General features: G+C 70.6%; 23 protein-coding genes. 9 read left to right on the forward strand and 14 right to left on the reverse strand.

The annotated features are described in order from the left end of the window. Positions 1-22: 22 nt before the first annotated feature. Positions 23-673, reverse strand: a complete 651-nt coding sequence (locus tag AB0E90_RS25375) for an NAD(P)H-dependent oxidoreductase (protein ID WP_360410382.1) — start codon at positions 671-673, stop codon at positions 23-25. 38 nt (positions 674-711) lie between these two features. Between AB0E90_RS25375 and AB0E90_RS25380 the strand changes: the two genes are divergently transcribed. From AB0E90_RS25380 to AB0E90_RS25390, 3 genes are read left to right on the forward strand one after another with little or no spacing between them, the layout of a single operon-like run. Further along, positions 712-1,953, forward strand: a complete 1,242-nt coding sequence (locus tag AB0E90_RS25380) for a GAF domain-containing sensor histidine kinase (protein WP_360410385.1) — start codon at positions 712-714, stop codon at positions 1,951-1,953. 25 nt (positions 1,954-1,978) lie between these two features. Beyond that, positions 1,979-3,094: an exo-alpha-sialidase gene (locus AB0E90_RS25385; RefSeq protein WP_360410388.1), complete on the forward strand. Its 1,116-nt coding sequence runs from the start codon at positions 1,979-1,981 to the stop codon at positions 3,092-3,094. Beyond that, on the forward strand, positions 3,091-3,387 hold the full coding sequence (locus AB0E90_RS25390; protein WP_360410391.1) for a MoaD/ThiS family protein: 297 nt from the start codon (positions 3,091-3,093) through the stop codon (positions 3,385-3,387). Before AB0E90_RS25385 ends, AB0E90_RS25390 begins: the two co-directional genes overlap by 4 nt. Positions 3,388-3,559: 172 nt before the next feature. Here the strand turns inward: AB0E90_RS25390 and AB0E90_RS25395 are convergent, their stop codons facing one another. The 7 genes from AB0E90_RS25395 to AB0E90_RS25425 all read right to left on the reverse strand — a co-directional run bounded on the left by AB0E90_RS25395 (position 3,560) and on the right by AB0E90_RS25425 (position 13,127). After that, complete coding sequence (locus AB0E90_RS25395; protein WP_360410394.1) at positions 3,560-4,714, reverse strand: 4-hydroxybenzoate 3-monooxygenase; 1,155 nt, start codon at positions 4,712-4,714, stop codon at positions 3,560-3,562. Between the two features lie 12 nt (positions 4,715-4,726). Next, positions 4,727-6,271 carry an alkaline phosphatase D family protein gene (locus AB0E90_RS25400; protein WP_360410397.1) on the reverse strand — a complete coding sequence of 515 codons (1,545 nt, stop codon included), beginning with the start codon at positions 6,269-6,271 and terminating at the stop codon, positions 4,727-4,729. Positions 6,272-6,344: 73 nt separating this feature from the next. After that, positions 6,345-6,941, reverse strand: a complete 597-nt coding sequence (locus tag AB0E90_RS25405) for a VTT domain-containing protein (RefSeq protein WP_360410400.1) — start codon at positions 6,939-6,941, stop codon at positions 6,345-6,347. A gap of 127 nt (positions 6,942-7,068) precedes the next feature. Then, positions 7,069-8,328 carry a histidinol-phosphate transaminase gene (locus AB0E90_RS25410; RefSeq protein ID WP_360410403.1) on the reverse strand — a complete coding sequence of 420 codons (1,260 nt, stop codon included), beginning with the start codon at positions 8,326-8,328 and terminating at the stop codon, positions 7,069-7,071. A 110-nt stretch (positions 8,329-8,438) separates the two neighbouring features. Next, positions 8,439-10,010, reverse strand: a complete 1,572-nt coding sequence (locus tag AB0E90_RS25415) for a hypothetical protein (RefSeq protein ID WP_360410406.1) — start codon at positions 10,008-10,010, stop codon at positions 8,439-8,441. After that, positions 10,003-10,845: a hypothetical protein gene (locus tag AB0E90_RS25420; RefSeq protein WP_360410409.1), complete on the reverse strand. Its 843-nt coding sequence runs from the start codon at positions 10,843-10,845 to the stop codon at positions 10,003-10,005. The genes AB0E90_RS25415 and AB0E90_RS25420 overlap by 8 nt, the downstream gene beginning before the upstream one ends. 5 nt (positions 10,846-10,850) lie before the next feature. Continuing rightward, positions 10,851-13,127, reverse strand: coding sequence for a glycosyltransferase (locus tag AB0E90_RS25425; protein WP_360410412.1), 2,277 nt, complete (start codon positions 13,125-13,127; stop codon positions 10,851-10,853). A 380-nt stretch (positions 13,128-13,507) separates the two neighbouring features. Here AB0E90_RS25425 and egtA point away from each other — a divergent pair, with 380 nt between their 5' ends. The 4 genes from egtA to egtD are packed head-to-tail and all read left to right on the forward strand — an operon-like array spanning position 13,508 to position 17,749. Then, the gene (gene egtA, locus AB0E90_RS25430) at positions 13,508-14,743 is read left to right on the forward strand and encodes an ergothioneine biosynthesis glutamate--cysteine ligase EgtA (RefSeq protein WP_360410415.1); all 1,236 of its coding nucleotides are present in this window, start codon (positions 13,508-13,510) and stop codon (positions 14,741-14,743) included. Next, positions 14,740-16,038 carry an ergothioneine biosynthesis protein EgtB gene (gene egtB / locus AB0E90_RS25435; RefSeq protein ID WP_360410418.1) on the forward strand — a complete coding sequence of 433 codons (1,299 nt, stop codon included), beginning with the start codon at positions 14,740-14,742 and terminating at the stop codon, positions 16,036-16,038. Before egtA ends, egtB begins: the two co-directional genes overlap by 4 nt. After that, positions 16,038-16,781 carry an ergothioneine biosynthesis protein EgtC gene (gene egtC / locus AB0E90_RS25440; protein ID WP_360410421.1) on the forward strand — a complete coding sequence of 248 codons (744 nt, stop codon included), beginning with the start codon at positions 16,038-16,040 and terminating at the stop codon, positions 16,779-16,781. The genes egtB and egtC overlap by 1 nt, the downstream gene beginning before the upstream one ends. Further along, positions 16,778-17,749: an L-histidine N(alpha)-methyltransferase gene (egtD, locus tag AB0E90_RS25445; RefSeq protein ID WP_360410424.1), complete on the forward strand. Its 972-nt coding sequence runs from the start codon at positions 16,778-16,780 to the stop codon at positions 17,747-17,749. Before egtC ends, egtD begins: the two co-directional genes overlap by 4 nt. 3 nt (positions 17,750-17,752) lie before the next feature. Here the strand turns inward: egtD and AB0E90_RS25450 are convergent, their stop codons facing one another. Next, complete coding sequence (locus AB0E90_RS25450) at positions 17,753-19,231, reverse strand: GGDEF domain-containing protein (protein ID WP_360410427.1); 1,479 nt, start codon at positions 19,229-19,231, stop codon at positions 17,753-17,755. 78 nt (positions 19,232-19,309) lie between these two features. Then, on the reverse strand, positions 19,310-20,785 hold the full coding sequence (locus AB0E90_RS25455) for a GGDEF domain-containing protein (protein WP_360410430.1): 1,476 nt from the start codon (positions 20,783-20,785) through the stop codon (positions 19,310-19,312). Positions 20,786-20,926: 141 nt separating this feature from the next. Here AB0E90_RS25455 and AB0E90_RS25460 point away from each other — a divergent pair, with 141 nt between their 5' ends. After that, complete coding sequence (locus AB0E90_RS25460) at positions 20,927-21,616, forward strand: SDR family oxidoreductase (RefSeq protein WP_360410433.1); 690 nt, start codon at positions 20,927-20,929, stop codon at positions 21,614-21,616. A gap of 4 nt (positions 21,617-21,620) precedes the next feature. Continuing rightward, a complete protein-coding gene (locus AB0E90_RS25465; protein ID WP_360410436.1) occupies positions 21,621-22,106 on the forward strand; it encodes an N-acetyltransferase family protein in 486 nt (161 codons plus the stop codon). Between the two features lie 8 nt (positions 22,107-22,114). Here the strand turns inward: AB0E90_RS25465 and AB0E90_RS25470 are convergent, their stop codons facing one another. The 4 genes from AB0E90_RS25470 to AB0E90_RS25485 all read right to left on the reverse strand — a co-directional run bounded on the left by AB0E90_RS25470 (position 22,115) and on the right by AB0E90_RS25485 (position 26,371). Beyond that, a complete protein-coding gene (locus AB0E90_RS25470; protein WP_360410439.1) occupies positions 22,115-22,393 on the reverse strand; it encodes a hypothetical protein in 279 nt (92 codons plus the stop codon). Next, positions 22,390-23,493, reverse strand: a complete 1,104-nt coding sequence (locus AB0E90_RS25475; RefSeq protein ID WP_360410442.1) for a hypothetical protein — start codon at positions 23,491-23,493, stop codon at positions 22,390-22,392. Before AB0E90_RS25475 ends, AB0E90_RS25470 begins: the two co-directional genes overlap by 4 nt. A 357-nt stretch (positions 23,494-23,850) precedes the next feature. Then, complete coding sequence (locus AB0E90_RS25480) at positions 23,851-25,428, reverse strand: ABC-F family ATP-binding cassette domain-containing protein (RefSeq protein ID WP_360410445.1); 1,578 nt, start codon at positions 25,426-25,428, stop codon at positions 23,851-23,853. 154 nt (positions 25,429-25,582) lie between these two features. Beyond that, positions 25,583-26,371, reverse strand: coding sequence for an IclR family transcriptional regulator (locus tag AB0E90_RS25485; protein ID WP_360410448.1), 789 nt, complete (start codon positions 26,369-26,371; stop codon positions 25,583-25,585). Positions 26,372-26,441: the final 70 nt, after the last annotated feature.

Genomic DNA, 26,441 nt, shown 5'->3' on the forward strand with positions numbered 1-26,441 from the left:
GAGCGACATTAGGATTCGGTGCTCAGTCGCTGGGACGCCAGATCTCCGCCCGCCAGGACCGGAACGGGGCGGATGCGTCGTTGCGCTGCACCACCGGGAACATGCTGGAGACACCGTCCCAGGACGGTTTGGCCTTCGGCCTCGGCCCGGCCAGGGCGCGGGCCACCACGTCGAGCATGTCCAGCAGCGCCTGGTGCAGGCTCGGATCGGTGAGTATGCCGTCGACCTCGTGCAGTGCGGCCGACCTCAGCGGGATGCGCATGCACGCCGGCTGCAGCAGCTTCGCGTTCGCGTGGGCGAGGACCGTCTCCAACTGCTCCCGGGCGCCGTCGTCCTGCCCCGGGGTGGCCACCGACAGCCAGGCCGCCGGGCGGCCGCTCAGGTCGCCGCCGTCCACCAGCCAGTCCAGCAGGTTCTTCAGGCTGCCAGGGAGATAACCGGCGAATTCCGGGGTACAGAACACCACGGCGTCGGCCGCCGCGACCTGCAGACGAAGGAACGCCACCGGGTCGGGCGTGCGGTACTCGCCCGGGACGAACGCCGGAAGATCGGCCAGGCCGTCGTAGAGCGGCGCGCTGATCTCCGCCGGCGCGAACCGGGCTGCCGTTCGCAGAGCCGCCGTGTGCAGCGAGTCGGCCCGCGGGTTGCCGGAGATCAGCAGGATGCGCGTCATAGCCGTGGACCTTACGCGGGGAACCGCTCAGGAAGCGGTTGCCGCTGCCGACCTACAGCTACATCACCGACCGACAGGACACCACGTTGAGCCCAGCCGAAGAGCACGACCGTTTGGCCGCGCTGTACAGCTATGGCCTGCTGGATGCCGTGCGCCCCATCGTGCTGGACGATCTGACCCGGCTCGCCGCCCGGATCTTCGACACGCCGATGGCCATCGTCACCCTGGTCGACCGGGATCGGCAATGGTTCGCCGGCAACACCGGCATGGACGGCAAACAGACACCCCGCGCCATCTCCTTCTGTGCCCGGATGACTGAGGACCCGCGCCCGCTGATCGTCCCGGACGCGCGCGAGGACGACCGATTCCGGCAATACTCGAACGTCACCGGCGCGCCGCACATCCGCTTCTACGCCGGGGTCCCGCTGGTCGACGCGGACGGCTTCGTGCTCGGCGCGGTGTGCGTGCTCGACCGCCGGCCACGCACCATCGGCAACCGCCAGATCGCGCTGCTCGGCGACCTGGCCGGGCAGGCCGCCGGGCACCTGGACGCGATCCGCGACCAGAGCCGGCTGAGCACCCTCGACGCCGAGATGGCCCGCCTGCTCCGCCGCGAGCAGGACCTGGTGGCCACCGTGTCGCACGAGCTGCGCACCCCGGTCACCACCATGCAGGGCTACCTGGAGCTGCTCGCCGAGGAGGAGGACCTCGCTCCCTTCCAGCGGATGATCGAGCCGATCCGGCGCAACGGCGACCGCCTGGTCCGGATGGTCGACCACCTGCTCGCCGGCACCCGCCCGGACAACGCGCCGGCGCGGGCCGACGGGCTGGTCGATCTGGCGGCCGCGGCCCGGGCCGCGGTCGGCGCCTGCGAACCCCTCGCGGCCGAGCGCGGCGTCAAGGTCACGCTCACCGGCGGCGAGAATCCGGCGTACGTCGTCGGCGAGGCCGCCGCCCTCAGCCAGGCCCTCGAACACGTCGTCCGCAACGCGGTGGCCTTCTCCCCCGGCGCCAAAGAGGTCAGCGTCCTCGTCAACGGCGCCAAGATCGAGGTCCACGACGAGGGCGCCGGCATCCCGGCCGAGGAACTGCCGTACGTCTTCGAGCGCTTCTACCGCGGCCGGCACGCCCAGGAACAGGCCGTGCCCGGCATGGGCCTGGGCCTGGCGATCGCCTGGCGCATCGTCAACGCCCACGGCGGCCGGCTGGCCCTCGAGTCAGCCGGCGCCGGCCACGGCACCCGGGCCCGGATCTCCCTCCCCGGGGCGACGTCCGGCTGAGCCCGATCGGGGCAAGATAAGGGCCATGACTGAGGTCCGGCTCCTGGTAGGCACACGCAAAGGCGCGTTCACGCTGACGGCGGACGGCGCGCGCAAGGACTGGAAAGTGAGCGGCCCGCACTTCGGCGGGTGGGAGATCTACCATGTGGCCGGCTCGGCGGCCGACCCCGACCGCCTGTGGGCGTCCCAGTCCTCCGGCTGGTTCGGCCAGGTGATCCAGCGCTCCGACGACGGCGGCAAGTCGTGGAATCCGGTCGGCAACGACTTCGCGTACGCGGGTGAGGTCGGCGAACACCTCTGGTACGACGGGACGCCCCGCCCCTGGGAATTCAAGCGGATCTGGCACCTCGAGCCGTCCCCCACCGACCCCGACACGGTCTATGCGGGCGCCGAGGACGCCGCTCTCTACCGCTCCGCCGACGGTGGCCAGAGCTGGACCGAACTGACCGCGCTGCGCAACCACCGGACCGGCCCCGCCTGGCAACCCGGCGCCGGCGGCATGTGCCTGCACACGATCATCCTGGACCCGACCTCGCCCGACCGGATGTTCGTGGCCATCTCCGCGGCCGGCGCCTTCCGCACTCTTGACGGCGGCCGGACCTGGGAACCGATCAACAAAGGCCTTCGCTCCGGCGGCATCCCCGACGAGGACGCCGAGGTCGGCCACTGCGTGCACCGCCTCGCCATGCACCCGTCCCGCCCCGACGTGCTGTTCATGCAGAAGCACTGGGACGTGATGCGCACCGACGACGCCGGCGGCAACTGGCGCGAGATCAGCGGCGACCTGCCCACCGACTTCGGCTTCCCGATCGCCGTGCACGCCCACGAGCCCGAAACGGTGTACGTCGTGCCGATCACCAGCGACTCCGAGCACTACGTGCCGGACGCCAAGCTGCGGGTCTACCGCAGCACCACCGGCGGCGGCGAGTGGGAGCCGCTGACCAACGGCCTCCCCCAGGAGAACTGCTACGTCAACGTGCTGCGGGACGCGATGGCCGTGGACACCCTCGACGACTGCGGCATCTACTTCGGCACCACCGGCGGCCAGGTCTACTGCTCCCCCGACGGCGGCAACAGCTGGCAGGCGATCGTCCGCGACCTGCCCACGGTGCTGTCGGTGGAAGTGCAGGTGCTGCCATGATCCGCGTGGTGCTCCCACCCCACCTGCGCAACCTGGCCAAGGTCACCGGCGAGGTCCACGTCGAGGTCGACGCCCCGGTGACCCAGCGCGTGGTGCTGGACGCGATCGAGCAGCAGTTCCCCATGCTCACCGGCACGATGCGCGACCGCGGCACCGGCCGGCGACGCCCGCTGGTCCGCTTCTTCGCCTGCGAGGAGGACCTGTCCAACGACTCCCCCGACAACCCGCTGCCCGACCGGGTCGTCTCCGGCGACGAGCCTTTTCTCGTGGTGGGCGCAATGGCCGGCGGTTAGGTCTTCCACTCGCGGCCGGGCGCGGCAACCCGGCACGAGGCCGCTCTACTCGTACTGGAACAGCGCGCGCGGCGACAACTTCACCACCGGGTCGGACGCCGGGATCCGGTCGGCGAAGGCGGCCGGTTACACGCAGGTGCGCGTCGAGGGTTACGTGAACTACAGCGCCGACCTACTCGACTGACGCGGTGCCGGCCATCATGTCGGCGAAGTACGCGGCGGCGGCCTCGTTGCGGAAGAGGCGGTCGAAGCGGGCCTTGGCCAGGCGGCGGCGGAACGGGTCGGACCGGGCGCCCGCGTCGTGGACCATCTCGGTGAACCAGCGGGAAAACTCCTGGTAGTCCCAGGTGCGGCGGAGACAGGTGTCGGAATAGGAGCGCAACGCGGCCTCGTCTGCGCCGCGCAGGGCGCGGATCAGCGCCTTGGCCAGGAAATCGGCGTCGGCCACGGCGAGATTCATGCCCTTCGCGCCCATCGGCGTGATGATGTGGGCGGCGTCCCCGGCGAGGAACAGATTGCCGTACGCCATCGGCTCCGTGACGAAGCTGCGCATCTCGACGATCTCCTTGTCGGTGATCGTGCCGCCCGGCAGGGCGGGGTCGCCGAGCCGCAACCGCAACTGCTGCCAGGCGTAATCGTCCGGCCAGTCGCGCGGGTCCTCGGCGCCGGGCCGGTATTCCAGGTAGAAGCGGCTCGCCGTCGGGCCGCGGCCGAACTGCGCGGCGAAACCGTGCTCGCTGATGCCCATCAGCGCGTGGCGTGGCGGCGGGGCGTCGGCCAGCACGGTGTACCACCCGATGCCGTGGTCGAAGGTGTAGTCGGTGGAGGGGATGCTGTGCCGGCTCACGCCGTGGAAACCGTCGCAACCGGCCACGTAGGCCGCCTGGATCTCGCCGCCGGCGTAGGTGACCCGCGGCTTTGACGTCACGTCGTGCAGCGCCACACCTGCGGCGGCGAAGCGCAGGTCGCCGCCGCCGTCGACGAACGTGCCCAGCAGGCGGCGGACCAGCAACTGCTGCGGGACGATCACACCGGCCCGGCCGCCGGCGTGCGCGGGGCCGTCGAAGAAGTGCGGCTCACCCGCGTACCGCAGCTCCAGGAATTTTTCTCGCGGTGCTCCGGCGATGACCGCGTCGGCCAGCCCGGCGGCGGCGAAGATCTCGCCGCCGTAGTGGTCGAGGACGCCGGCGCGCTGCCGCTCCTCCACATAGGAGCGGTCGCGCGCCTCCAGGACGACGCAGGATATTTCGTTGCGCTGCAACAGGTTGGCGAGGGTGAGGCCGGCCGGGCCGGCCCCGATGATCACGACGTCCGTGGTCTCGGGCACGGTCCCAACCTATTACGCGGTCACCAGCCTCGACGTCCCCGCTTCCACCACATAGGACGCCGTGGTGGTCACCGGCGACTCGCGGACGTCGATCGTCTCCACCGTGCGCACGTCGGTGTGCCAGGCCGACCGGTTGACCACGCAGCGCAGATAGCCGCGGCGGGAGCCGTCGAAGTAGCGCACGTGCGGGTTCAGCGTCGGGTTGAGCGCCTTGAGCGGGACGTCGAACGCGATCGGGAAGTCCGAGCTGACCGACGTGGCGGTGAACTCGACCGCCACCGGCTGATCGTTCAGGAGGAGCTCGCTGAACCAGGTGGAGTGGATGTCGCCGGCCAGCACCACCGGGTTGGCGACGCGGGCCGCCGCGAGGTGGCTGAGCAGACGGGTGCGCTGCGGCGCGTAACCGTCCCACTGGTCCAGGTTGGCGATGATCGGCGGCACCCCGCCGGTCGGGTTGGGGAACTGGATGGGGCTCATCATCACCTGCTGGGCGATGACGTTCCACCGGGCCGGCGAGTGGTCGAGGCCACCGAGCAGCCAGCGCTCCTGGTCCACGCCGGTCAGCGTGCCGGCGGTGTTGGCGGCGCCCGCAGTCGCGAGGCCGAAGTCGCCGGGGAAGCCGCCGGGCTGGTCGGTGCGGTACTGCCGGGTGTCGAGCACGTTGAGCCGCAACAGCCGGCCGAAGTCGAAGCGGCGGAAGATGCGCAGGTCGGCGCTCCCCGGTCGCAGGTCGGCACGGATCGGCATGTGCTCGTAGTAGGCCTGGTAGGCGGCGGCGCGCTGCCGGGCGAACTGCTGAGCGTCCTGGTGGGACGCGCCGGTGTCGTCGATCTCGTCGATCAGCGAGGCGTAGTTGTTCTCGGTCTCGTGGTCGTCCCAGGTGACGATCCAGGGGAACGCGGCGTGCGCGGCCTGCAGCGCCGGATCGGTCTTGTACTGCGCGTGCCGGGCCCGGTAGTCGTCGAGCGTGACGAGCTGGTCGAGGCCGGGCGTCTGCGGGGTGGTGTGGTTGCGGTCGGCGAAGCGGCTGCTCGGGTCGTACTCGTAGATGTAGTCGCCCAGGTGCAGCACCACGTCGAGGTCCTCGGCCGCGAGCCCCCAGTAGGCGGGCCAGTAGCCGTTCTGGAAGTCCTGGCAGTTGACGATGCCGAAGCGCAGCCGGTTGGTATCCCTGGCCGTGGTCTTCGTCCGGCCCACCGGGCTGATCCGGCCGAGCGCGCGGAAGCGGTAGAAATACTCCCGCCCCGGCTGCAGGCCCCGGACGTCCACATGCACCGAGTGGGCCAGCTCGGGGCGGGCGGCGACCCGGCCCGATCGCACGATGCGGCGGAACCGCTCGTCGTCGGCGACCTGCCATTCGACGTCGAGGCGGCGGTTCGGCAGCTTTCCGTCGGCGAGCAGCCGGGTCCACAGGATCACGCCGTCCGGGAGCGGATCACCACTGGCCACGCCGAGTGGGAACAGGTCGGCGGGCGCGGCGTACGCGGCAGTGGCCGGGAGGGCGGCGGCACCGGCGGCGACGGCGGCACCGGTGAGAATGTGGCGTCTGGACGGCATGAATGGACCTTCCCGGCCGGTGGTGGCGTGGCGCCGACCTACCGGCGAAGCACACATGACACATACATGGCGGTCAAGGTGTCCGGACGCGATCGCGGCCCACTGTCCGGAACAGGACGGCGGCGCCGGTGACCAGCAGGGCGAGGCCGCCGGCCAGGAGGAAGCCGAGGATCGGGCGGTCGGCGAAGACCGTGCCGCCGAGGTAACCGATCAGGGCCGCCTGGATCGACCAGAGGAGCACGCCGGCCGCGGTGTACCAGTGGAAACGCACGCTCGGATAGCCGACCAGGCCAGCCGCGACCGCGGTGGCGGAACGGCCGCCGGGCAGGTAGCGGGCGAAGACCACGACCAGACCGCCGCGGCTGTGCAGCAGGCGCCGCACCCAGGTGTGCACGGCTTTGGCCCGGCGGTGGGTGAGCCGCGCGGCCACCGATGCGGTGCTGCGCCGTCCGATCCGGAACGACGCCGCGTCGCCGGCGAAACCGCCGGCCGCAGCGGCCAGGACCAGTAGCGCCAGGTGCGGCCGGCCGGTGCTGGCGGCGGCGACGCCGCAGGCCACGACGGTGGATTCGCTCGGCATGAACGGCAGCAACGCGTCCAGGCCGGCCACGACGAGAACGACGGCCAGGATCCACGGGCTTGCGGCCACGGCGTCGAGGTAGTGCGGCATGCCGTCAGATTGCGGGATCAATGTGTACGGCGATCGAACAGCCGACAGTATTCGTCAAGGTTCGTATGTCAGGATGTACCAGAGGTACACGGAGGGCACCCCCGCCAGGGCGCCCTCCGTTCTCGTCTCAACCGTTCGCGGCCCGCCGAGCGGTGTACTCGGTCCGCCGGCTCGGGTACTGGATCAGGTTGTCCGGCACGTCGTCCATCTGGTTGTTCCAGCCGCCGCGCCGGTTGTCGACCGGCTCTTCCTCGAACCGGGAGCGGCCCATGAACTGCCGGCCGTAATCCATCATCCCGTCGATCAGCCGGTCGACATCGCGCGGCGGCCGCACCACCAGGCGCATGAACTGGCTGGTCATACCGAGCTTGTTGCCGCATTCGCGGGTGTAGACGCCGTGGTTGGCGACCAGGAAGTCGCGCATCGCCACGCCGGACCACTCGGTGGGCAGCTTGACCAGGAAGAAGTTGCCCTGGGACGGGAACACCGTCAGACCGGGAATCCGGGACAGCTCCCCCGCCATCTGGCGGCGGTCCCGGCTGAGCAGGCGCAGGCTGTCCTCGTACTCATCCTCGTGATCTTGAATCATGAAGACGACCTTCTCGGCGAGCGAGTTGAGGTTCCACTTCGGCAGCGCCTTGGCGATCTTGCCGGCGATGGCCGGATTGGCGAGCATGTAGCCGAACCGGATGCCGTGCAGGCCGAAGTTCTTGCCGAGGCTCTTGAGCACGACCGTGTTCGGCCGGATCACCGCGTCGGGGCCGACCGACGGATACTGCTCGGCGTCGGAGAAATCGATGAACGACTCGTCGACCACGACGAGGTCAAGGTCTCCGAGCATGTCCATGAACCGGATGACGTCGCGCCGGGGGATGTAGTTGCCGTCCGGGTTGTTGACGTTGCAGATCACCGCGACCCGGGACTTACGCTCGCGGATGAACCGCACGTAGTCGTCGAGGTTGAGCCGGAAGCCCTCGCGCTCCTGCAGCGGGAACATGTCGACCCGCTTGCCGGTCTCGAGGGGCTGGTCGGTCCAGCGCCCGAAGGTGGGGATGGGGATCGCGATGCTTTCCTTGATCAGCAGGTGGTCGATCCAGGTGATCAGCTCGGTGGAGCCGTTCGCCATCGCGACCGTCTGCGGGTGCAGGCCCAGCACGCTGGAGAGCTTCTTGGTGATGCCCATCGAGTCCGACGGGTAGTACTTGAGGATGTTCTTCAGTTCCCGGGAGAGCTCGTCGAACATCTCCGGGGTCGGGAAGTACGGGTTGCAGGGGATACAGAAGTCGACGATCTCGACGCCCTCGCCCGCACTTCGAGCGAGATCGAAATAAGAGGCACTATGGGCCCCCTTGTTCAAGATCGAGGTATCGATACCGTTCCCTGCCATCGCGACCGTTCTCCCTCCGCCGGGGGCGTTACCGCTTATCGATACGGAGCGAGGGCGCGTTTCGTTCAGGTTTCCGGCACGGGCATTTGACCCGCGCCGGAAACCGCAGGTCAGCTCTTGCGGATCCGCCGCTTCAGGGCGCCCGCGAACTTCCGCGGGTTGCGGATCTTGGCCATCTTGCTGGTGAGCTCGTGCAGCCGGATCACCGGCGAGCGGCGCAGGCCGCGCAGGTCGTCGCGGACCGTGCGGATCTGCTTCTCACGGGTGCGCAGGCTCTGGTCGCGGAAGCGCAGGGTGCGTTCCAGGCCGAAGACCTTGCCGGCCAGCTCGACCGCGCGGACCTTGGCCTCCTCGGCGTCGGCCAGGATGGTGCGCAGGTCGGGCTCGCTCGTGCCGGGCTCGGCGACCTGGTCGGCGATCTCCCGGCCGCGCTTGAGGAGCTCGGGCGTGGCCTGGACACCGGACATGCTCAGCCAGGTGGTGACCAGGTCGTCGGACTCGGTCGTCCACGGCGGCCACGGGTGCCGGCGGTGGCCGGTCAGCAGCCGGTCGCGCAGGCGCTGATAGGCGGCGGCGAGCAGCTCCGAGGTGCCGGCGGTGCTCTTCACCGTGGTGAAGCCCCGGACGAAGCCGTCAGTTTCACCGTCCGGGAAAAGATCGTCGAGCAGGATGACGCCCTCGTCGTTGGCCCACGCGCCGAGCCGGGCCGCGAACGCCCGGAAGGCCGGCACGTCCTCCGCGGCGGCCAGGCGGAACAGCAGCGTCTCGACCGACTCGGTGTCCGGCAGCCGCTTGCCGCCGCCGTCGGCGCTGACGGTCCACTCGTCGCCGTCGAGGTCGGCGATCAGCACGCCGCTGCCGGCCGGAGCGTACGCCGTGTGGGTGGCGCCGCCGCCCGTCCCGCGGATCGCGAGCCAGCCGGGCGCGACCGCGGCCAGCAGACCGGCACGGGCTGCCGCGTCGGCGCCGTCACCGAGCGGGGCGAGCAGCGGTTGGTGCGCGCCCGCCGCGGTGAGCCCGCCGATGGCCAGGCGCGCGCCGGGCCGGCCGGGCCGGGTGGTGGCGGCCGCCTCGGTGTCGAGCAGCGTGTGGTCGAAGGTCGCGTAGAGCCGCTCCGCGCCCAGCGCCGCCATGACCTGGGCCGGCGAGGTGGGCCGGTCGGGGTCGTCGTGCAGCGGGCGCCACTCGTCGTCGCCGTGCCGCTCGTCGAGCGGGCGCCGGTCGTAGAGGCCGGTCAGCGCGAACTCATTTTCCACCCCGACCACGGCGAGGGTCTCCGGGCCGGCCAGCTTCCACAGCTCGGCGGCCCGCTGCGGCCAGTTCAGCGCGGGCGAGTCGGCGCCCAGCACCCGGTCGAGGCCGTCGGCGGCGATGATCACGTCGAACGGCTCCGGCTCGCTGAGCGCCAGGCCGTCCAGCGCCCCGGTGATGACGGTGACGTTGTCCTTGACCGCGGCATGCAGCTCCTGCGCGTCGGTCACCGAGCGGACCAGCACCGACACCGACTCGCTGCGGGCCGCGGCCAGCTCGATCACCTCGACGCTGTGCGGGCCGGCCACCAGCGTGCGCTGCGATCGGAGCGGCAGCAGGTCGCCGAGCAGGGCGAGCAGGGTCGCGCCACCGGTCGGGTTGGTGTCCGTCCAGGGCTGGAGCTCGCCACGGACGATCTGAACGTCAGTCACGCTGGTTCCAATCGAAGAGCATGCGCATCTCGGCGGGGGGCATGACGAACTGCTTGCCGAGTTCGTCGTCGGTGATGGCCCGGGCCGTGGCCAGGTCGATGTCCTTGCCCAGCATGTCCGGCCAGAGCCGGGCGATGCGGGTCTGCCCGCCGAACAGCGGGTTGTCGCCCTCGAGCTCCATCGCGTCACCGTAGACGGCCGGCACGCAGCCCGCGGCCACGCCGTAGAAGATCGCGGTCGCGAGCCGGTTGCTGGCCACCCGCTTGAACTGACGGAACGCCTTGAGCTGCTTGTACAGGAACTTCCGGTCGGTGCCCTCGTAGTTCCAGCCGCGCTTGCCGAAGCAGATCACCTCGAAGCCGGCGTCCTCGTACACCTTGCGGACCTCGGGACGGTCGAACTCGGTGTAATAGAGGCTGATCGTGACCGGCTCGGTCTCGGTTTCCTTGATCTCGTCGATCAGCCGCTGGTGATCGCCGTGGATCTTGGCGCCGATGCCCGGCGCGTCCCAGCCGTGGAACAGGAACCAGAGGGTGCCCTTGCGCTCCGGCTCCGGCACCCGGCCGAGGTCGGGCTCGAGGTCCATCAGGTAGAGCATCGGGGCGCCGGTCACCGCGTAGGCGCGGCGGCCCAGCGAGTGGCCGCGGCGGCGGGGCGCGTCGCTCCACACGAACCGCCACGCGCCGTCGAAGAACTCGTGCACCGGGTTCCAGCCGCAGCCCACGTTCCAGCCGTGCTGGAGGTAGCCGGGGATGCGCGGCGGGAAGTCGTCGGGCAGGCCGCAGTAGCGGGCCAGGATGTGCTGCTGGCCGTAGTACCAGTTGTGGTGATGCATGTGGATCAGTCCGTTTCCAGATGCAGGATGCCGGAGCGGCCGAGCAGGGTGAACGCGCCGACCTTGAGGGGCAGGCTGGTCAGCAGGAACGAGTCGGTCTGCACGGCGTACGGGGAGGCGTGCGGGCGGTCGGCGAACAGGGTCCAGTTGTACGCCTCGTCGCCGCCGTCCATCTCGGACACGTCGGCTTCGGCGCTCCAGCGCTCGTCGTCGACCGTCACGGTGACCGTGCTGTCGATGCCGTCGTCGGAGTTCGGCAGGAACCGGCGCCAGGTGACGTGGTCGTACGACACGTTGTCCCACCGCGGACCGGAAACGATCACGCGGTTGCCGTCGACCTCGATCCGGTCGGCGGTGACCCGGGCCGGGCTCTCCACCACGTTCAGGTATTGCCCCGGCGAACGGGTCAGGCTGATCACCCGGTTGCCACGCGGCGTCATCAGCCCGTGATTGACCCCGGTGACCACGAGCAACATCTTGTCCTCGCCGTCGTGGATGCGCGGCACCAGGATCGTCCGGCCGAGGAACGGGTCGTCCGGGTTGACCGTGTCGATCAGGTCGTCGAACGCGACGCGGGCCTCGAAATCGTCCATCGCCTCCCGGCCGCGCTGCTTCGGGATCCGGGATTTGGCGCCCGGGCTGCGCTGCAGCGGCACCTGGATGTCGCCGGCCGAGCGGGTCAGCCGCAGCGTCGGCTCGGCCATCCGGGACGGGATGCGGCCGGTCAGCACCAGCGCGTCTCCATCGACCGCGGCCCCGGTCAACTCGGCCGAGCCGTTGCGGACCTGCAGGCTGAGCCGGCCGGCGGTGCCCCGGACCGGCTGGATCCAGCGACCGGCGACCCAGGCGCCGTCGGAGAACTGCATCGGGCCGGGCTTGAGCTCGCCCTTGCGGCGCACCAGGCCGCTGCGCATCTCCACCGAGACCCAGGCCGTGGACGCCCACTTCGGTAGCCCGGCGAGCATCGAGCGGGGCACCCGGGCCGCGAAGCCGACGACCGCTTCCCCGGTCGCCGACACCGCCTCGGTGAGGGTGACCGGCAGACGCTGCGAGCGGCGGCCGCAGACCAGCGACATCCGCACCGTTGCGCCCGGCTCGGTGGCCAGGTGGGTGATCTCGGTGGTGCCGTGGATGACGAGCTCGTCGTCGGTCCACTCCAGTTCGGTGGTCAGGGCGCGCACGTCGAGCTCGTCGTTCGGCAACCGGTAGATGGCGGCCGGCAGCTTCGAGTCGCGCAGACCCGGGTATTGGCTTTCGTACCGCCACGGCAGCGCCGGGTGCCGGCGGGCGGGCACCAGGCCGTGGCCCTCGGCCCGGAAGCGGGCCAGCCGGCGCAGCAACTTGGCGTCGCCCGCCTGCAGCGCCTCGTATTCCAGGCGCTGGAGCGTCGGCACCTCGGTGACGACCCGGGGGTCGAAGCGCGAGCTGAGCCGGCGGCCGAGCGCGATCAGGCCGTCGAGCTCGTCGTCGTCGGCGCTGGCGAACGCCTGCACGATGGTGGCCAGGTCGATCTGGACCAGGTGCTTCTGCACCCGGTCGCGCAGCTCGGGGGCCCGTTTGAGCAGGTCGAGCACCATCTCGGCCGAGGTCACCCGGTCGGCCAGGTTGCCGTACTGGAACTTCAGCTGGGTGATCGACTCGCCGGACTCGCGCTCGCGCCAGTAATAGACCGGGGCGTGCAGGCAGTCGACGGTGATCGCATCGAGGTAGGCACGCAGCGTGATCGGATAGTCCTCGTACCGAATCGCCGGGAATTCGTATTTGAACTGGTCCCAGAAGGTGCGGCGATAGACCTTGTTCCACACCATCCGGTCGGTCGCGAGAGTGGGGTGCTCGTAGACGTCGGTGACCGGTTTGTCCTTCGCGAACGGCTTCTGGTGCACGAACGACTGGCGGACGCCGGAGGTGTTGTTGAACCGGCGGGCGTTGCCCGCCGCGATCTGCGAGGCGGTCTCGTCCAGCGAGCGGACCATGATCTCGTACGCGTGTGGCGGCACCAGGTCGTCACTGTCCACGAAGGTCAGATAATCGCCCTGGGCGTCCTTGACACCGGTGTTGCGAGCCGGGCCGAGACCCTGGTTTTCCTGCGTGATCAAGCGGAAACGGCGATCGCGGGCACAGAACTCGCGAGCCACCTCGACGCTTTCGTCCTTCGACCCGTCATCGACGAGGAGCACCTCGTAATCGGTGAAGGTCTGCCGCTCGAGCGACTCCAGGCAATCCGCGATGTAACGCTCGACGTTGTAGAACGGGACGACGATGCTCAGCCGCGGGGTCAGCACTTCTCGCGCACGTCTTCACGAATGGCTCGGGTCGGCCGCATGGTTCGGGTCGGTTGGGGTCGAAGACGGCGACACAACATAGAACCAGATCCTAGCGGGTGCAGGGCTCGGCGACATTGGCCCGGCCGGGCGTAGATGAATGCCCCGGACGAGGGAATTACCCCCCACCGGACGGTGAAGTCGTAACGGACGGTAGCGGCCTTGCCTGACCCTCGCACCCGGCAGTGATACACGTCACTTTCTCGGGCAAAAGCGCAGGAAGGGCTCTTCTAACGACCGTTCAGGACAGGCGGTGTTCCGGAGTTTGTCGTACCCCCGCCGTAGTCTCGGCAACCCAGGTAATCAAGTGCCTACTTTTCGTTACGACGGGAGTCGGTCAGATGACGACGCTCGACCACGACGCGGGTGCGGCCACCAGCCGCAAGCTGCGCACACAGGAGGAAGTGGAGGCGCGCATCCGCGCCATCTGCTTCAAGACCGGCCCCCCGCAGTTGGTCGGAGCCGAACTGGAATGGACCCTGCACCACGCGGCCGCACCCCATGCGCCGCTCGACCCGGCAACCGTGCGGCAGGCCCTCGGCCGGCACGCCCCGGCCGTTCTCACCTCCGGGCTGCGGCCCGACCCCCTCCCCGCCGGCGGCGAGATCACCCTCGAACCGGGCGGGCAGCTGGAGATCTCCTCGGCGCCGGCCACCACGCTCAGCGCGTTGCACACCGCCGTCAGCACCGACCTCGAGCACCTCACCGCACTGCTCGACGACGCCGGCCTCGTTCTCGGCAAGCACGGCATCGATCCCTACCGATCGCCCCGCCGGCTGCTGCACACCCCGCGCTATACGGCTATGGAGCGCGCCTTCGACGCCCGCGGCCGGCACGGTCGCACGATGATGTGCAGCACCGCCGGCCTGCAGATCTGCCTCGACGCCGGCCCCGCCGACGAGCTGCCCACCCGGTGGCGCACGGTGCAGGCGCTCGGGCCGCCGATGGTCGCCCTGTTCGCCAACTCCCGGCGGTTCGCGGGGAGGGACACCGGTCTCGCGTCGGCCCGGATGGCGGCGTGGTGGGGCATGGACCCGCGGCTCACCCACCCGCCGGTCGGGCCGCCGAGCGACCCGGCGGCCGGCTGGGTGCGATATGCCCTGACCGCTCCCCTGCTGTGCGTGCGGCGCGGCGGCGGCGGCTGGGACCCACCGCCCGGCGCCACCCTGCGCGACTGGCTGGCCGGCGCGCTGCCCGAGCCGCCCACCGTCGCCGACGTCGACTACCACCTGAGCCTGCTGTTCCCCCCGGTGCGGCCGCGCGGCTACCTCGAGGTGCGTTACCTCGACTGCCAGCCCGGCGGCGACTGGATCGCGCCGGCCGCCGTCCTGGCCACCCTGCTCGGCGACCGGCACACCACCGAGGCGGCACTGGAACTGGCCGCGCCGGTGGCCGGGCGCTGGCATCCGGCGTACCGCTCGGGCCTGGCCGACCGCGCGCTGCGGCGCGCCGCCGAGTCCCTCACCGACCTGGCCGCCCGCCGCCTCGACCGCACCGGTCTGCCCGCCGCCGTCCGCACCCATGTCATCGAGACCGTCCAGCGGCGACTGGACGTGTCCGCCGAGGAGCTGTCGTGACCATCGAGACCAACCGTTTGCGTGACCTGGTCGCCACCGAGCTGGGCCGGGCCCGCGACCGCACCACCCTGCTGACCGAGACCGTCGACGACGGCGACCTGATCCGGCAGCACTCGCCACTGATGTCGCCGCTGGTCTGGGACCTCGCGCACGTCGGCAACCAGGAGGAGCTCTGGCTGGTTCGCGACGTGGGCGGCCGCGAGCCGGTGCGCCGCGACATCGACGAGCTGTACGACGCGTTCAAGCACGCCCGCCGCGACCGGCCGCAACTGCCGCTGCTCGAGCCGGGCGAGGCCCGGAAATACGTGGCGACCGTCCGCGACAAGGTGCTCGACGTGCTCGACCACGCCCCGCTCGAGGGGGCTCGGCTGGTCGAGCGGGCCTTCGCGTTCGGCATGATCGTGCAGCACGAGCAGCAGCACGACGAGACCATGCTGGCCACCCATCAACTGCGCACCGGGGTGCCGGTGCTGGCCGCGCCGCCCCCGCCGGCCGCCGCGGCCCGGGTCGGCGGCGAGGTGCTGATTCCCGGCGGCCAGTTCGACATGGGCACCAGCACCGAGGCGTGGGCGCTCGACAACGAGCGGCCCGCCCACCGCGTCGACGTGCAGGCGTTCTACATCGACCGGGCGCCGGTGACGAACGGCGCCTACGCGGCCTTCATCGATGCCGGCGGCTACGACGACCCGCGCTGGTGGACGCCGGCCGGGTGGGACCATCGGCAAGCGGCGGGGCTGTTCGCGCCGCAGCACTGGGTGCGTGACGGCGCCGGCTGGGCCCACACGCGGTTCGGTCGCACGAGTCCGATAGTTCCCGACGAGCCGGTCGTGCACGTCTGCTGGTACGAGGCGGCCGCCTATGCCGCGTGGGCCGGGCGCCGGCTGCCCACCGAGGCCGAGTGGGAGAAGGCCGCCCGGTGGGACCCGGCGACCGGGCGGTCACGGCGCTACCCGTGGGGCGACGAGACACCGACGGCCGAGCACGCCAACCTCGGGCAGCGCCATCTGCAGCCGGCGCCGGTGGGCGCCTATCCGGCCGGGGCGTCGCCGCTCGGCGTGCATCAGCTCATCGGCGACGTCTGGGAGTGGGTGTCCACCGACTTCCACGGTTACCCCGGGTTCGCCCCGTTCCCCTACCGGGAGTATTCGGAAGTCTTCTTCGGCCCGGATTACAAGGTGCTGCGGGGTGGCTCGTTCGGCACCGACCAGGCCGCCGTCCGCGGCACGTTCCGCAACTGGGACTACCCGATCCGGCGGCAGATCTTCAGCGGTTTCCGCTGCGCACGGGACGCGTGATGTGCCGCCATCTGGCCTACCTCGGACCACCCGTGCCGCTGTCCCGCTGGCTGACCGACCCGCCGCACTCGCTCGTCCACCAGTCGTGGGCGCCGCGTGACATGCGCGGCGGCGGCACCATCAACGCCGACGGCTTCGGGGTCGGCTTCCACCTGGGCGATCAGGTCGTCCGCTATCGCAAGCACACGCCGATCTGGAGCGACACCACCCTGCCCGGCCTCGCCGCCTCGGTCAGCTCCGGGGCGGTGCTGGCGGCGGTGCGCAGCGCCACGGCCGGCATGCCGGTGGTGGAGACCGCGGCGGCCCCGTTCGGCGACGGACCCTGGCTGTTCAGCCACAACGGGGTCGTCCGCGGCTGGCCCTCCTCGGTGGCCAAGCTCGCCGCCGCGCTGCCGCCGGAAGACCTGCTCACCCTGTCCGCGCCGACCGACGCCGCCTTCCTGTGGGCGCTCGTGCACGACCGGCTGCGCGCCGGGCAGCCGCCCGCCTCGGCCGTCTCCTCGGTCCTCGCCGAGGTCGAGGCGACCGCGCCGGGCTCCCGCCTCAACCTGCTGCTCACCGACGGCGTGACCCTGGTGGCCACCACCGCCGGCCATTCCCTGTCCGTCCGCACGGACGCCGGCGCGGTGCTCGTCGCCTCCGAGCCACTCGACGCCCACCCCGCCTGGCGACCGGTCCCCGACCGCACCCTGCTCGTCGCCACGGCCACCGACCTCACCACGACGCCGCTGGGAGAACGATGACCCTCGAAGTCCATCTCGACGCCGACGACCTGACCCGCACGCTGAAGGCCGACGTCCTGGCCGGCCTCACCGCCGACCCGAAGTGGCTGTCGCCGAAGTGGTTCTACGACGCCCGGGGCAGCGAGCTCTTCGAGCAGATCACCGAGCTGCCGGAGTATTACCCGACCCGCACCGAACGGCAGATCCTCACCGACCGGGCGGCCGAGATCGCCCGGCACACCCGGGCCCGGACGCTTCTGGAGCTCGGCTCCGGCTATTCGACCAAGACCCGCCTGCTGCTGGACGCCCTCACCACGGCCGGCACGCTGCAGACCTTCGTCCCGATGGACGTCTCCCCCACCGCGCTGGCGGCGGCCGCCGCCCGGATCAGCGCCGACTACCCCGGCCTGCGGGTGCACAACATCGTCGGCGACCTGACCCGCCACCTGAAACACCTGCCCGGCGGCGGCGACCGGCTGATCGCCTTCCTCGGCGGGACCATCGGCAACCTGGTGCCGGCCGAGCGGGCCGCGTTCCTGAGCGACGTGCGGTCGGTGCTGGAACCCGGCGAGCACCTGCTGCTCGGCACCGACCTGGTGAAGAGCCCGCAGATCGTGGTGCCCGCCTACGACGACGCCGAGGGCGTGACCGCCGAGTTCAACCGCAACGTGCTGCGCGTGCTGAACACCAGCCTCGGCGCCGACTTCGACCTGGACGGTTTCGCCCACGTGGCGCTGTGGGACCCGGAACACGAGTGGGTCGAGATGCGGCTGCGGGCCCGCTGGCCGATGCGGGTCACCATCCCCGGCGTCGACCTGGTGATCGAACTCGAGGCGGGCGAGGAGATCCGCACCGAGGTGTCCGCGAAGTTCCGCCGGGAGGGCATCGAGCAGGAGCTGGCGGAGGCGGGCTTCGCCCTCGACCACTGGTGGACCGACCGGGACGCGCTGTTCGGGGTCTCGCTGGCCCGCGCGCTGCCGACGGCATAGGCCTCAAGCGGCCGGCACCTCGGCGGCGGCGTACACGGCGTACCCCGTCGTGCGGTTCTCCTTGGCCTGGTACATCGCGAGGTCGGCCCGGTGCAGCAGGGCGTCCGCGTCGTCCTCGCCCGAGAGGGCGAGGGCGATGCCGAAGCTGGCCTGCGGCTGCACCGCGACCTCGCCGATCTCGACCGGCTCCTGCATGGCGCCGATGATGCGGTTGACGACGGCGATCGCGTTGTCGACGGAGGCGATGTCGTGCAGCACGATCGCGAACTCGTCACCGCCGAGCCGGCTGACCACGTCGGTGCCGAACACGTTGGCCCGCAGCACCTGACCGAAAGCGACCAGCAACTGGTCGCCGGCCTCGTGGCCCATGGTGTCGTTGACCTGCTTGAAGCCGTTCATGTCGATCAGCACCGCGGCGACCGTGCCGCGGCCCCGGGCCCGGGCCAGGGCGATCCGCAGCCGGGAATAGAGCTGCCGCCGGTTGACCAGGCCGGTCAGCGTGTCGGTGGTGGCCAGCTCATGGTTCTCGCGCAGCGCCACGACCTGCCGGGCGACCACGACGGAGGTCATCGCGACGGCGCCGAGGACGAGCCCGACGGTGCGCATCGGCTCGTTGCGCACCGCGAAGACCAGCAGCGCATAGCCGAGGCCCATCGCGAAGTAGGGCAGCCGGGCGGCGGTCCGCGCGGTCGGGTCCTCGATGCGCAGGTCGTGGTTGGCGGCCTCGCGAACCTGCTCGTAGGCGGCCATCGCGAGCAGGAACGGCCCGGTGATCCAGCAGGCGTACTGCCAGTTGTCGGAGGGCGCCACCTGGTCGAGCCGGGTCTGCACGTAGCCGAAGTAGGCGTCGCCGACGACCAGGGCCAGCATCGCCAGGGTGATCAGGACGGCCGGCCGGCGCACCGAGGCCGCGGCCCCGCGCAGCAGCAGCACGGTCGCCCCGAAGATCATGACCAGGTCGAACGCCGGGTAGGCGATCGCGGCCGCGAGAGCGTTGCCGGAAATGTGCCCGGCCTTGTCGACGTTGTCGCCGGCCTCGAAGTACCACAGCAGCATGCCGCAGCCGATCATGACCAGCGTGGTGTCGAGCCACATCTTGTGCCGGGCCCGCTTGCCACGGGTGCGCAGCGGCAGGGTGAGCAGCCCGGCCAGCAGGACCGGGGCGAACAGCAGCCGCAGCGTGTCGCCGGGCGTCGGGAAGGCGCCGGCCGGGAGGACGCCGCGGACGATGCCGGAGAGCAGCAGGATCAGGTATGAGACGGCGATGATGCCCCAGGCCCGCCGGCTGCGCTGGTCGAGCGCCCGGTGCCGCCAGGCCCAGACCGCCATGACGATGCCGGCGATCCCGTAGAGGGTGTTGAAGACGCTGATCTGCCACGGCGCCGCCGGGGGCGGGGCGTTGAGGCCGGCGGCCATGCTGCCGAGGCAGAGCGCGAAGCTCGCATACAGCAGGACGGCACCCCAGCGCCACATCCGAGTCATTCGGTCCCTCCCTCTCGCTACCGCTACCCCATCGGCCACCTCACCCGGGGCATGAGGGCATACGTCACGTCGAACAGGTCAGACCTTTGCGGCGGCGTACACGGCGTACCCCGTCGTGCGGTTCTCCTTGGCCTGGTACATCGCCAGGTCGGCCCGGCGCAGCAGGGCGTCCGCGTCGTCCTCGCCCGGGAGGGCGAGCGCGATGCCGAAGCTGGCCTGCGGCTGCACCGCCGCCTCGCCGACATCCACCGGCTCCTGCATCGCGCCGATGATGCGGTCGACGACCGCGATCGCGTTGTCCACCGACGTGATGTCGTGCAGCACGATCGCGAACTCGTCACCACCGAGCCGGCCGACCACGTCGCTGCCGAGCACGTTGGCCCGCAGCAGCTCGCCGAATGCCTTCAGCAACTGGTCGCCGGCCTCGTGCCCCATGGTGTCGTTGACCTGCTTGAAGCCGTTCATGTCGATCAGCACCGCGGCGACCGTGCTGCGCCCGCGCGCCCGGGCCACGGCGAGCCGCAGCCGCTCGTACAGTTGCCGCCGGTTGACCAGCCCGGTGAGCGTGTCGGTCGTCGCCAGCTCGTGGTTCTCGCGCAGCGCGATGACCTGCCGGGCGACGACCACCGCGGTCATCGCCACCGCGCCGAGCACCAGGCCGACCGTGCGCAGCGGGTAGTCGCGCACCGCGACCAGCAACAGCGCGTAGCCCAGACCCATCGCCAGATAGGGCAGCCGGGCCGCGGCCCGGGCGGTCGGGTCCTCGATCCGCAGGCGGTGCTCGCCGGCCTCCCGCACCTGGGTGAAGGCGGCCATGGCGAGCAGGAAGTGACCGGTGAGCCAGCACGCGAACTGCCAGCGGTCCCGCGGGACGTCACCGAAGTGGCTCTGCTTGTAGCCCAGGTAGGCGTCGCCCACCGCCAGCATCACCATGGCGACGATGATCATGATGGCCGGCCGGCGCACCGAGGCCGCCGCCCCGCGTAACAGCAGCACGATGCCGCCGAAGATCATGACGAGGTCGAGCACCGGGTAGGCGAGCGACGCGATCAGTGTGTCCCGCGCGATGCCCGCCGTCTTGGCGTCGACCTCGACGAACCAGAGCAGCATGGCGCTGGCGATCATCACGACCGTGGTGTCCAGCCACATCTTGCGCCGGGCCCGCCGGCCGCGGGTCCGCAGCGGCAGCATGAGCAGGCCGGCGAGCAGCACCGGCGCGAACAGCAGCCGCACCGAGTCGCTCGGCGTCGGGAAGTGCCCCCCGGCCGGGAAGAGCGCACGCATCGGCTCGGAGATCAGCAGCAGCGCGTACGCGATCGCGATGATCCCCCAGGCCCGCCGACTGCGCCGGTCGAGTCCCGGATGCCGCCACGCCCGCACGGCCATGCCGATCCCGATCAGCTCGAACACCGGCGACGCCGCGAGCATCTGCCACGGCGGCTTCTCCCCCAGCGGCGCACGGTCGGCGAGCAGAGAACCGACGGCGACGGCCGCGCCGGCGTACATCAGCACGGTGGCGATACGCCAGAGCTGCGCCACCCGTGGCTGCCTCATGATTTCCCTCCCGCGCGGTGAGTCCGCTCCCGGCTCAGATCGGCCGTTCCGCACCCGGCATGAGGTCATAACCGCGGCGAATGCCCGGCATCAGCGACCGCGCCTTCCGCGATACCCACCTCGGGCGGCACAGTGAGGGTCATGCGGCGAGTCGTGGTGACGGGCGCGGCGTCCGGAATCGGCGCCGCGGTGGCCGCCGCCCTGCGGGCGTCCGGCGACGAGGTGGTTGCGCTGGATCTTCCCGATTTTGACGTACGGGGTGAGAAGGCGTGGACGGATCTGGCGTCCTCGCTGGCCGGCGCGCCCGTGCACGGCCTGGTCAACTCGGCCGGCGCGACGTGGCGAGCCCGCCTGGGCGAGGTCACCCCGGCCGACTTCGAACGCGTCCAGGCCGTCAACGTGCTGGGCCCGCTGCTCGGCATCCAGGCCCTGTCCCCGCTGATGGGACCGGGTTCGTCGATCGTCAACGTCGGCTCCCTGGCCGCGATGCAGGGGCACTATCCGGTCGCGTACACGGCAAGCAAGTGGTCTTTGTGGGGTTTGACGCATGCCGCCTGCCTGGCGCTGGGCCCGCAGGGCATCCGGGTCAACATCGTGCATCCCGGTTTCATCGACACCCCGATGACGGCGTCCGCCTCGCCGGTCTTCCGGGCCGCCAGCATCGCCGAGACCCCACTGGGCCGGGCCGGCACCCCCGAGGAGGTGGCCGCCGTGGTCGCCTTCCTGCTCAGCGACGCCGCCTCCTACGTGACCGGCGCCGAGATCCCGGTCGACGGCGGTGCCGCCTCGCACGGCGGGGCCAAGTCGGTATCCGACGCCCTGGCACCCTAGACGGGTGATCAGCGCACTGACCGACGAGCATGCCGCCGCTGTCCTGGCGATCTACCGGCTCGGCATCGCCACCGGGAACGCCACCTTCGAGACCGAGCCGCCCGAGTGGGCGCGCTTCACCGAGACCCGGCTGCCCGGCCTGCGTTTCGTGGCGATCGGCGAGGCCGGCGAGGTGCAGGGCTGGGTGGCCTGCGCCCGGGTGTCCGACCGGGCGGTCTATGCCGGCGTGGTCGAGCACTCCGTTTACGTGCACCCGTCCGCCGCCGGCCGCGGGGTGGGCCGCGCCCTGTTGGAGGCGCTGATCGCCGCCACCGAGGCGGCCGGCGTCTGGACGATCCAGTCCGGCGTCTTCCCCGAGAACGCCGCGAGCCTCGCGTTACACGCCGCCTGCGGCTTCCGCACGGTCGGCACCCGGCAGCGGGTCGGCCGCCATCACGGCGTCTGGCGCGACGTCACCTTGATCGAGCGGCGCAGCCCGGTCGTCGGCTAACAGCTTGTTCAGAGCGCGGCGCGGGCGCGTGAGGCCGCTTCGAACTCACGAAATGCGCTGAGCGCGTCCACCGCAAGCTCCTTGGTGCGCTTGAAGTACCGGCCATGTGTTCTGTGCAGCATCTCTTCCGACGATGCACCGAGGACCACGACCTCAATGTCCGCGTCGGCCGCGAACTCGTCCTCCGCGTCGAACCGAGCGGTCAGGGCGTCATCAGCCACCGAGTATTCGACGAACCGGACGATGGAGCCCGCGCGGCGATTGAACACCACAAGGTAGTGCTTCACCGGATTCCTCCCTGCTCCACGTACTCGGCCAGCCTTTGCAGCGTATCCCGGAGGGTAGCCTGGCGAACTTTCAATCGCGACCGAAGTTCCTCCGCCACTTCAACAACGATCGTGTCCACGCCGCGAAGTTTCACACGAACGAAGTCCGCGTCCGGGGATTTCACGTTGGGCACCGTCCGGCGGATGAATCGACCAACGTATCGCTTTACGCGTCGCACACCGCTGCTCCGGAATCGCAACAGCGGCGAGGTACCAGGCGACATCGCGGTGTTGATCAGCTTTTTGAATGAAGCTCGGAGACGCAGGTAGAACAGGGTCGCATCCACATCAAGATCGCCCACTTCGCGCTGCAGGGACTGTTCGATTCTCTTCTCTAGGCTGACTGACGAAATTGTCCAATATCCGACCATCTCGCGTTCCGCCACTTCGAGTAGCGAAATTTCATCGGACACCTCGCGAAGGTCTCTAATGACCTCGGCCCGGGAAACTGGACCGCCATCGCGGAAGGCGACACCCTCGGCAGGTAGACCGGCATCCTGCGGATCCTCGCCGTATCGCAGACCGCGACCCCACCGGTCAGCGAGACGCTCAACGATCTGGGCCCAGTTGTTCTGCACCTCGGTCCGGACCTGGATCTCGACGGGAACACCGTCCGGAAAGACGATCACGTGAACCGCGCGGTAACCATGGCTCGGCCGCAACCGGCGGTCGACAACCCTGGGCTGCTTGCCCGTCCAGCCGTCGAAATGAGACGCCACGCGCGCGACGACCGCGTCCTGCTCGGCCCAGTCGCCATCGACGACAATGCGGGCACCGGCCAGATCCTGGACCCGGGCCAATTCCATGCCGCCCTCGCGACGTAGCTTCTCGATGAGCACCGACCGCGTCTTGACCCTGGTCGTCGCGCGAAGATCAATTTGGGTCAGCTGTTCCTCGACCGTGTCCAGGATCGCTTGATACGCACGCAAAACTTCCTTGAGCTGGACGAGATCCGCCCCCGCCGGGGAATCCCCGGCCGCGATTCGCGCGCCCAATTGGTTGAGTTTCTTCTTCGAGATCGGCAAAGGCACCCGGCGACCGTACTCAGCCAGATCGATCATTACTCGTCGGGGTCACCGCACTTTATAGATCAATTTCGGGCCGCCTCCAGCGACGGCGTTCATAGCTTGTGTGAACCCGAGAGCGAGTCGTCGCCGACGGGCAGGTGGCGTTCCGCGCTGGCTGTGGTCGGCCGGTAGGCAGGTTCGTCATAGCCGGCGAACGGGTCCTGATGTTCGTTCCATCGAGCGCTTCCGCGGATCAACAGGTGCCAGAGCACCGCCACCGCGAACGGGCAGAGCGCGGCCGAGATGAGAAGACGAGTGACGATGACGCCCTCCCACGTATCCGTTCACTTGGAGTAGGTGGATTGGACCTCCGGTGACGGCACCGACACCAGCCGTCGTTCGGCCAGCCCCCTACCGCCCTTTCAGCACCACGCGCCGACCGACGGCGACTTCCGTCAGAAAACGTTCGTCGTGGCTGACCACAACGAAGGCGCCCTGGTAGCCACTCAGCGCGCTAGCCAGCTGGGCCACGCTGATCAGGTCGAGGTTGTTGGTCGGCTCGTCGAGCAGCAGCAGCTGCGGGGCCGGCTCGGCGCACAGCACGCAGGCCAGGGTGGCCCGCAGCCGTTCGCCGCCGGAGAGCACCCGCACCGGCAGGTGGGCCTGGTCGCCGCGGAACAGGAAGCGGGCCAGCCGGTTCATCCGGTCGCGGTCGGGCAGGCCGGGCGCGAACGTGGCCAGGTTCTCGGCGACCGACCGGTCCTCGTCGAGCAGGTCGAGGCGCTGGGAGAGGTAGGCGATCCGGCCGTCGGTGCGTCGGATCTGCCCTTCGTCCGGTTCGGCGAAGCCGGCGATCAGGCGCAGCAGGGTGGTCTTGCCGGAGCCGTTCGGGCCGGTCAGCGCGATCCGCTCGGGCCCGCGGATGGTCAGGTCGAGGTCGCGGAAGACGTCGCGGACGCGCAGCCCGTCGCCCTCGAACAGGGTGCGGCCGGCCGGGACCGCGGTGTCGGGCAGGTCGATGACGATCCGGTCGTCGTCGCGGATCTGCCGTTCGGCCTCGTCGAGGCGGGACTGCGCGCCCGCCATCCGGCCGGCGTGCATCTGCCCGGCCCGGCCGGCCGACGCCTCGGCGCTGTTCTTCATGTTGCCGGCGAACAGCTTGGGCAGGCCGGCGCTGTCGAGGTTGCGTTTGGCGGTGGAGGCGCGCCGGGCAGATCGCTCGCGGGCCTGCTGGAGCTCCCGTTTCTCCCGCTTGACCTCGGCCTCGGCCGACCGCACGGTGCGCTCGGCGGCCTCCCGCTCGATGCGCGCGGCCTGGTCGTACGCCGAGTAGTTGCCGCCGAACAGGGTCAGCGACCCGCGGTCGAGGCCGGCGATGCGGTCCATCCGGTCGAGCAGTTCCCGGTCGTGGCTGACGATCAGCAGGCAGCCGGTGAAGTCGTCGAGGACCGCGTGCAGCCGGGAGCGGGCAGCCCGGTCGAGGTTGTTGGTGGGCTCGTCGAGCAGCAGCACGGCCGGTTCGTCGACGAGCTGGGCGGCGAGCCCGAGGGAGACGGTCTGGCCGCCGCTGAGGGTGCCGAGCCGCCGGTCGAGCGCCACGTCGCCGAGGCCGAGCCGGTCGAGCAGGGCGCGGCTGCGTTCCTCGACGTCCCAATCGGCGCCGATGACGGTGAAATGCTCCTCGGCGGCGTCGCCGGACTCGATGGCGTGCAGCGCGGCGAGCCGGTCGGCGACACCGAGGATCTCGGCGACCGTGGGTTCGCCGGCCAGCGGCAGGTCCTGCGGGAGGTAGCCGAGCGCGCCGTCGACCGTGACCGCTCCCGCGGTGGGCCGCAGCAGGCCGGCGATCAGTTGGAGCAGGGTGCTCTTGCCGGCGCCGTTGGCGGCGACCAGGCCGGTGCGGCCGGCCGGCACGGCGAAGGAGAGGTCCGCGAAGACGGGAGAGTCGTCGGGCCAGGAAAAGGACAGATGGGTGCACACGATGGACACGAGTGAGAGACCTCTGGCAGGAGAACGGGCACGGGGACGTGATGGGACAGCGCCGGGATCACCCGGAGATGTCGTCGTCTCCCGAAAGCACCGGTCCTCCTCAGGCCAAGGTGCCATGAACGCTAGCACTCTCGCCGTGCGAAGAGCGCTTTAATTACCGCCCGGAGATCAGCTGGGAGATCTCCACGCACGCGGACAGGATGGTCGGGCGCAGCTCGCGCACGATGCGCTGGGCGGACCAGTCGCGGGCCTGCACGGCCAGGTTGACCCCGGCCACGACGCTTCCGTCCGGGCCGGTGATCGGCCCGGCGACCGAGCGCAACCCGTACGCCAGCTCCTCGTCCTGCACCGCCCAGCCCTGCTCGCGGATGCGGCCCAGCTCCTCGGCCAGCTCGTCGAGCGACACCTTCGCGTTGGGCCCGTGCTGGCTGGGGAACGACGCCGAGGTGACGTGCTCGCGCAGCGACTCCGGGGAGAGGTAGGCGAGCAGCAGCTTGCCGATCGACGTGTGCACGGCCGGCAGCGTCGAGCCGACCTGGATGTTCGCGGTGACCAGGTCGGAGTTGCGCAGGCGGATCAGATAGAGCACCCGGTCGCCGGTGAGCACGGCCAGGTTGACCGTCTCGCCGGTCTCGGCGGCCAGCCGCTGCAGTCGCGGGGTGGCCAGCTCGACCAGGTCGAGGCTGCGCAGCGCGGCGGTGCCGAGGGTGAGCACCCGGACGCCGGGGCGGTAATCGCCGTTGGGCAGGTGGTCGAGGTAGCCCTCGGCGGTCAGCGTCTGCACCACCCGGTAAGCGGTAGGCATCGGCAGGCCGGCCGCCTCGGCCAGGTCGGTGACCCGCCAGGTGGGCCGCTGCTCGGTGAAGAGGTTGAGCAGACGGAGTCCTTTGGCCAGCGCTTCCACCCGGTACTCGGGCTTTGCCTCCGCCGCTGTTCGCGCCATCGAACCCCCCTTGTCTCCTGTCGACGGTCAGCCTACGGCCCCGTGTTACGAGCCTATTTACAGCCCTGGG

The organism is Actinoplanes sp. NPDC026619 (assembly GCF_040638295.1).
Taxonomy (GTDB): Bacteria; Actinomycetota; Actinomycetes; order Mycobacteriales; family Micromonosporaceae; genus Actinoplanes.

Excerpts from the sequence above, each read along its gene's own strand:
- AB0E90_RS25460 (WP_360410433.1), top strand. The coding sequence starts at position 20,927 with ATGCGGCGAGTCGTGGTGACGGGCGCGGCGTCCGGAATCGGCGCCGCG.
- AB0E90_RS25405 (WP_360410400.1), bottom strand. The coding sequence starts at position 6,941 with ATGCCGCACTACCTCGACGCCGTGGCCGCAAGCCCGTGGATCCTGGCC.
- egtD (WP_360410424.1), top strand. The coding sequence starts at position 16,778 with ATGACCCTCGAAGTCCATCTCGACGCCGACGACCTGACCCGCACGCTG.
- egtC (WP_360410421.1), top strand. The coding sequence starts at position 16,038 with ATGTGCCGCCATCTGGCCTACCTCGGACCACCCGTGCCGCTGTCCCGC.
- AB0E90_RS25375 (WP_360410382.1), bottom strand. The coding sequence starts at position 673 with ATGACGCGCATCCTGCTGATCTCCGGCAACCCGCGGGCCGACTCGCTG.
- AB0E90_RS25390 (WP_360410391.1), top strand. The coding sequence starts at position 3,091 with ATGATCCGCGTGGTGCTCCCACCCCACCTGCGCAACCTGGCCAAGGTC.
- AB0E90_RS25385 (WP_360410388.1), top strand. The coding sequence starts at position 1,979 with ATGACTGAGGTCCGGCTCCTGGTAGGCACACGCAAAGGCGCGTTCACG.
- AB0E90_RS25485 (WP_360410448.1), bottom strand. The coding sequence starts at position 26,371 with ATGGCGCGAACAGCGGCGGAGGCAAAGCCCGAGTACCGGGTGGAAGCG.
- AB0E90_RS25400 (WP_360410397.1), bottom strand. The coding sequence starts at position 6,271 with ATGCCGTCCAGACGCCACATTCTCACCGGTGCCGCCGTCGCCGCCGGT.
- AB0E90_RS25410 (WP_360410403.1), bottom strand. The coding sequence starts at position 8,328 with ATGGCAGGGAACGGTATCGATACCTCGATCTTGAACAAGGGGGCCCAT.
- AB0E90_RS25450 (WP_360410427.1), bottom strand. The coding sequence starts at position 19,231 with ATGACTCGGATGTGGCGCTGGGGTGCCGTCCTGCTGTATGCGAGCTTC.
- AB0E90_RS25455 (WP_360410430.1), bottom strand. The coding sequence starts at position 20,785 with ATGAGGCAGCCACGGGTGGCGCAGCTCTGGCGTATCGCCACCGTGCTG.
- AB0E90_RS25475 (WP_360410442.1), bottom strand. The coding sequence starts at position 23,493 with ATGATCGATCTGGCTGAGTACGGTCGCCGGGTGCCTTTGCCGATCTCG.
- egtA (WP_360410415.1), top strand. The coding sequence starts at position 13,508 with ATGACGACGCTCGACCACGACGCGGGTGCGGCCACCAGCCGCAAGCTG.
- AB0E90_RS25420 (WP_360410409.1), bottom strand. The coding sequence starts at position 10,845 with ATGCATCACCACAACTGGTACTACGGCCAGCAGCACATCCTGGCCCGC.